Annotated in this window: 7 protein-coding genes; all 7 read right to left on the reverse strand. The window is 49.5% G+C overall.

What is annotated here, in order from left to right:
• A partial coding sequence (locus ACESLU_RS10150) for an FAD-containing oxidoreductase (RefSeq protein ID WP_372638542.1) occupies nt 1-1,219 on the reverse strand: 1,219 nt, incomplete at its 3' end.
• Complete coding sequence (gene merF, locus ACESLU_RS10155; protein ID WP_372638543.1) at nt 1,216-1,401, reverse strand: mercury resistance system transport protein MerF; 186 nt, start codon at nt 1,399-1,401, stop codon at nt 1,216-1,218. The genes ACESLU_RS10150 and merF, both read right to left, overlap by 4 nt.
• Nucleotides 1,402-1,467: 66 nt before the next feature.
• Entirely contained in the window at nt 1,468-1,665 is a 198-nt protein-coding gene (locus ACESLU_RS10160) for a GDCCVxC domain-containing (seleno)protein (RefSeq protein ID WP_372638544.1), read from the reverse strand.
• A 6-nt stretch (nt 1,666-1,671) separates the two neighbouring features.
• A complete protein-coding gene (locus ACESLU_RS10165) occupies nt 1,672-2,145 on the reverse strand; it encodes a MerR family transcriptional regulator (RefSeq protein ID WP_372638545.1) in 474 nt (157 codons plus the stop codon).
• A 509-nt stretch (nt 2,146-2,654) separates the two neighbouring features.
• Nucleotides 2,655-3,173: a hypothetical protein gene (locus tag ACESLU_RS10170; RefSeq protein ID WP_372638546.1), complete on the reverse strand. Its 519-nt coding sequence runs from the start codon at nt 3,171-3,173 to the stop codon at nt 2,655-2,657.
• Between the two features lie 338 nt (nt 3,174-3,511).
• Nucleotides 3,512-4,765, reverse strand: coding sequence for a serine hydrolase domain-containing protein (locus tag ACESLU_RS10175; RefSeq protein WP_372638547.1), 1,254 nt, complete (start codon nt 4,763-4,765; stop codon nt 3,512-3,514).
• Nucleotides 4,766-5,134: 369 nt separating this feature from the next.
• A partial coding sequence (locus ACESLU_RS10180) for a sodium:solute symporter (RefSeq protein WP_372638548.1) occupies nt 5,135-6,243 on the reverse strand: 1,109 nt, incomplete at its 5' end.

Here is a 6,243-nt window from a genome sequence, read left to right on the forward strand (position 1 = left end):
GTATCGCCGCGCCAAGGATTTCGTCGGTATCGGCGTCAATGAGAATCTTCATAAAACCTTTGGTCTCTCCCTTTTCTTTGGCCCGTGCAATTCGATCCATCGACCTTTTGCCCATTAACACATTGCGGTCGGAGGCCCTGGCTTGAGCTTCGGTCATGCCAGCCCGCCCCAATGCGGGATCAATGAATAATCCATAGCACATTATGCGGTCGGAAACGCGACGCGGGTCATCATCAAACAGGTTGGCGGCCACAATTTCAAAATCATTGTAGGCGGTATGGGTAAAAGCGCCTTCTCCGTTGCAATCGCCGAGTGCCCAAACCCCTTCAGCGGTAGTTCTTAGCTGGTCATCGACCTGGATAAAGCCCCGGTCATCCGTCTCAATTTCTGTATTTTCCAGTCCCAGGTCGTCGGTATTGGGTCGCCGGCCCGTAGCCAACAGCAGGTGAGATCCCTCAATTTCGGGAGGACCCTCAGTACAATCCACATCAACGACCACCTTGCCTTTTTTATTAGTTCCGCCCAGGCATTCGGCTTTAAAACGAAAAACGACGCCCTCATCTTCCAGGATTGTTTGAATGGCTTGTGATATATCCTCATCCTCTTTAGACAACAACTGTTCTCCCTGCTCAATAATAGTCACGTTACTGCCGAACCGCCGGTACATCTGGCCGAATTCGAGTCCGATATATCCCCCGCCGACGATTATGAGATGTTCAGGGACCGTATCCAGTTCCATCATGCTGGAATTTGTCAGGTAATCCACCTCTTCAAATCCGGGCGGGATAAACGCGCGTCCCCCCACATTCATGAAAATCTTATCTGCCGTTAAGTGCTCATCCCCGACTGACAGTACCTTTGGTTTTTCAAAACGGGCGTGTTCTTCGTATACCGTCAGGTTTTCTGTGTTTTTCATCCAGCTCTCCACGCCCTCGGTAGACTCTTTCACAATAGCATCTTTGCGGGCCTTCACTTTCTGCATATCAACTGTAACCGGTCCGCCGATGGATATCCCGAAATCATCCATCCGGTTAGCCATATGGGCTGCGCGCGCACTTGCCACCAGTGCTTTTGTTGGAGTACAACCGGTATTAACACATGTGCCTCCAAATAAGTGCCGTTCTATAACTGCCGTTTTCAGACCTTCTTCTGCGCAACGGGCTGCCAGTGACGGGCCGGCCTGGCCTGTACCGATAATTATCGCGTCGTATTCTATCATTGCAAATCAGTTTGATTTAGAGATTTCTTATGGTATCGCCTGTACCCTCCTTCCATAAATAATACCAACGCTGGACGTAATACATAATCCAGATAGGCAATGTAGGCTGTGATACCTATAGCTGCAAATGTCCAGACCAGTATTCGATTAAAACAATATAATGCGGCAATAACAGTGCCCAAGAAACCAACTTTAGCGTATCTGTTTTTTAGAAAATCGAATCTAACTATAAGACCTTGGCAGCAACTCTATTCTTGTTGGATAGGTGGACAAGGAGTATCTCCATAAGTACAAAACACGCAGCAGTCTCCTTCCGTGGGTTGTAACACTTCTCTGCAATTCGGACATTCCCAGAAAAACTGACAGGAATCCCTGGGCATTGTTTCCGTAGTTTTATGGCCACAATTCGAACAGGTAATGGTTGATTCCAGGGTTATCGTACTCATAGAATGTCAGTTGTTTGATTTGGTATTAACCATAAAACCGGTTTTTGCCTCTCCTTCCAGCGCATCCAGAATGGGACAATCCCCTTTGGGTCCTTCCCCGGAACAGGAATCAATTAATTCGATCAGCGTGTTTTTTATGCGCTGCAGGTCCTCTATTTTTTCGGCGACATCCTGGTATTTTTCCCGGGCTTCACTTCTGATTTCCGAGCAGGTGGTTTTATCATCCAGACGCAATTCCAACAGTTCCTTAATCTCACTAAGGGTAAAATCCAGTTCCTGTGCCCGCTTGATAAATTTAATTTGATCGATATGCCGCTGGGTGAAGATGCGATAGCCGGAGCGCCGCCGGTCGGGCTTGGGGATCAGCTCCCGTTTTTCGTAGTACCGCACGGTTTCTTTGGTGACATCCGCGCGACGGGCTACTTCGCCGATCTTATAGGTAACTCGGTCCTTATATTTTTTCTCCATGTCCTCAAACATAATAAGTCACCATTCTGTCCTCGAAGGTTACAGCTGTATGTAACATTACAATATTATAGAAACATCCGGGTCGATTAACCCGGATGCTGGACTATTAACTTTTCTTTACCATGGTCTTACCGCAGCAACACGTTGGATTCTGAGTACCCGAGCAGTCGCTGGGTGCTCCTTTGGTTACAGTGACTTCACATCCACAGCTTTCATCGGGACATTGGTATACTTCTCCTTTTTGTAATGGCATAACAAAACTATTTTTTTATTATAAAATACCGTTCGACTATAATATAAGCCCTGTACCATACCCCAGAGTCAAGCACTAATTTAAAATAATAGAACGCTTTGCAAAACCGTTCTTTTGGCCAATCCCTGCATTTTTGCACATTCAAAACCACAGCATATATTACAATATCTGAGGATTTTGAATGCGCTCAGGCTTTGATATCGACTAAAATTCCTGTTTTAGCAAAGGGTTTTAATAATGACAAAGAATCGATTCATCACCGATCTTTCTACTGCACCGGACGCAAACGCTCCACCTTGCTCTCGTCCACTGCCTTCATAACCTCCTGCATGTTGCTCATATCCACATTGTTGGTCTCCACGTACTCAACCGGCAGAATTACAACTTTAAAAAACTGCTCCTGCGTATAGTCGTCGCCAACCGTGCTCAGGTCCACATTACCATACAGAAAGAGCTGCACATCTCCAGCCGTATGATCGAAAGCATACTGCATTTCGCCGCCGTCATCAAAATAAACGGACGCAGGTAACGGCTGCCACACATCCCCCGCCTCTTCATCAACATCCCAAAGCCAATAGACAGCTATGATGTCGGTCTCATACATTTCGATATTTCCCGGAATCTCAAAAACCTCGCTATAGTCATTGGAGTCATTAAAATAAGCCTCTACCTCAAACGCCTGGCCGATAAAATCATCCCCCGCAGGTCCCGGCTCTCCCGGCGGTCCCATGGGTCCCTCGCATGAAATAAAAAATAACACGGCTAACAAAAGGCTGAGAGGCTTCATAATTTTCTCCATTTAATGTTGATAATAATAAACTCACCTGATTTGGTATTAAGGCGTATACTTGTATCACGACTAACGCCTGTCTATAAGGTAATATTTCTGCGAACCGATGAATTAACATGATCATGTGATCTTTTGCAGGCGGCGGCTCTCCGTTACGCTGAGAGACGAAGTCAACTGACCGCTGCGATTCTTCAACAGTTTATATGACGCAGCCTATCATTTTTTCGCCTCCTCTTGCCATTCTATACTTCATGTCAACAATAGAAACTTTACTACTTGAGCCGAACGACCTCAGAGAGTTCACACAGGGTGTCTGTACTTCAACAATAGAAACTTTAATGGCCGCCAACAGCTTCATCAAATATAGCCTGGCGCAGGGGACCCAAATCAAAATAGTAGCCGTTTTCCTGCCGGCCCGCGTTCTGGCGGTTGGTGAGCAGTATAACGGACAGGGAATCCTCCGGTACCACAACGACGCTGGTTCCGGTGAAGCCGGTGTGACCGAAGGTACCGTCGGGACTTCCTTCAGCGGAAATGATATGCTTCTCCATCGCCCATCCCAGACCGTTCCCCTGCGGGCCTTTCGTGAGGAACGTATCCATCACCGACGCCGAAAGGAACTGTTTTTCGTTCATCTTACCCCCGTTTACCCACAGGTCGAGGAGCACCTGCAGGTCATCCACCGTCGAAAAAAGTCCCGCATGTCCCGCCACTCCCCCGTGAGCATGCCATGCGTTGCCGTCGTTGACCTCGCCGCGGAGCGTATACTCCCGCCAGCCGTCCCAGGCTTGAGGAGCGACATTCACGTCATAGCCAAAATCATCGTCGTAGACCATCTGCTTTTCAAAGGGATTACCATGGGAGGTTGCAGCGATGGCTTTTTCCGGGAACCCTTCATCAAGGGGATTGAAGATTGTGTACTGAAGGTTTAACGGTCCATACACTTCCTGGTGCAAGTAGTCATCCAATCGCCGCCCCGAAACCCGCTCAATGATATCGCCCAGCAGCATAAATCCGAGATCGCTGTAATGCCGCTCCTTTCCCACCGGCCACTTCAGCGGCAGCGAGGTCATATAGCGGAACCGTTCTTCAGCATTCGAAGCATGATAATACGTCGGCACCCACTGGGGAAGTCCCGAGGTATGACTCAGCAAATGGCGAATGGTTACCTTCGACTTCGCTGGGCCCTGAAAGCTGTCCAGGTACTGGTGTACCGGATCGTCCGGGGACAGGGAACCCGCATCTGCCAGGAGCATGACCCCGAGGGTGGTCCCCATAACCTTGGTCAGCGATGCCAGGTCAAACAGGTGATCCGTGTGCATGGAATCCGGTTCGTCCAGCGGACGCATCCCGTACTCGTATTTCTGTGCAAAGCCGTAGGCCGCGCGATGCAGGATCCGGTTTTCTTTTTTTATCTGGACAACCGCCCCGGGAATATGGCCGGCGGCTATCTCCCGTTGGACGAGTGAATCTACGGCCGGGATCGTTCCGGAGATCCCCTCTTTCCCTCCCGGCCCCGGATCCGGTGCGCAGGCCGCCAGGCAAATGAAGGGTATCAATACAAAAAAAGCTGCCTTTTTAAAGATCATATATACCCATACAAGTTATACCGGCGCATTAAGCTTCTTTTCAGATCTTCCGGGATATCGCTAATTCCTTGTTATGTCATGCGGTCAGGTGTCATTTCTCTTTTAGCTGTATAATGGACAAATATCAGATAATATAACGCCGTTCGATACAAGGAAAAACCCTTTAAAATAACTCATAGAGTCTTTGCCAGTTCCTAAAATTTTTAACGGCAAATCCTCCCGTGCGATTTACTAAAAAATTCCTTGAAGAAACCCATAGAACCGTCTTCTCGTTCCGATTATATTCAATGACAGACTACTCCTTTCATCTGGATCCCGTCTTCAACTCCAAAAAACGAGCAAGAAAATTACGCGGGCGGGGAACCGCTGTTATTTCCGGATCCAATGGGATAGATGTCCCGCCAGCACCACGACCAGACTCCCTACCAGCGTATAGAGCGGCCAGGCAATCGCCAGGGGTTCGCCCGGCAACAGGTTATGGATCGGGCCCTCAACCATAAACAGCAGGGAAACCAGCCCGGTAAAGAACCCGGTCATCGCATCCGTTTTGTCCGGCCCGGTCGACAGTCGTCCCAGCAGAAAAGCCCCCAGTAAGCCCCCATACGTATAGGAAGCGATACCCAGGCCCAATTCAACTACGGCGGGACGTTCGCCCTCCTGGAGCTGGAGAAAGGCGAAAAAGAAGGCCGATCCGGTCAGAATACATGCCCATACAATGGTGATCACCCGCGACATCCGCAGATCTTCCGCCTTGGTATTATCCTTACCGAAATAAGGTTTGTAGAGATCAAACGTAGTGGAGGATGCCAGGGAATTGAGGGAAGAACTAAGGCTACTCATGGCTGCCGCAAAAAGGGAAGCCACAATCAGTCCCGAAAACCCGACGGGCAGCTCTTCAACGATGAATTTAGCAAATATTTCGTCGGTCGTAGCCAGTCCCAGCTGCTGGGCGGACTGGGCTTCATAGAAAGCGTAAAGCAAGAGACCGATAAAGAGGAAAAGGCCGAATTGCAGAGCCACAACCACGCCGCTCCACACCAGCGCCCGTTGCCCATCCTGGACCTTGCGGGTCGTAAGCAGTCGCTGGACGATCAGCTGATCGGTTCCGTGGGAGGCAACCGAGAACACCGCGCCCCCGATCAATGCGGTAAAAAAGGTGTAGGGCCGGGCAAGAAAATCCGCAAAGACCAGGTCAAACCCAAAGTCAAACAGCTGCAATTTATCGGCATCGGAAGCCATGGACATCGCCCCGCTCAACCCATCGGGCAAATCGACAAGCATGACCACCCCCGCAAAAATAGCCCCGCCGATATAGACGACCATCTGCATGACATCCATCCAGACCACGGCCTTGATGCCGCCGATCAGGGTATAAATAAGCGTTATGGCCGAAATGACCCCGATGGCAAGCAGGTAGATTTCGAAATCGCCCCACCCGGTAAAGGCCCCGCCCAGTCTCATTATAATGGCCAGCGGTA

The organism is Fodinibius sp., assembly GCF_041642155.1.
GTDB lineage: Bacteria > Bacteroidota > Rhodothermia > Balneolales > Balneolaceae > Fodinibius.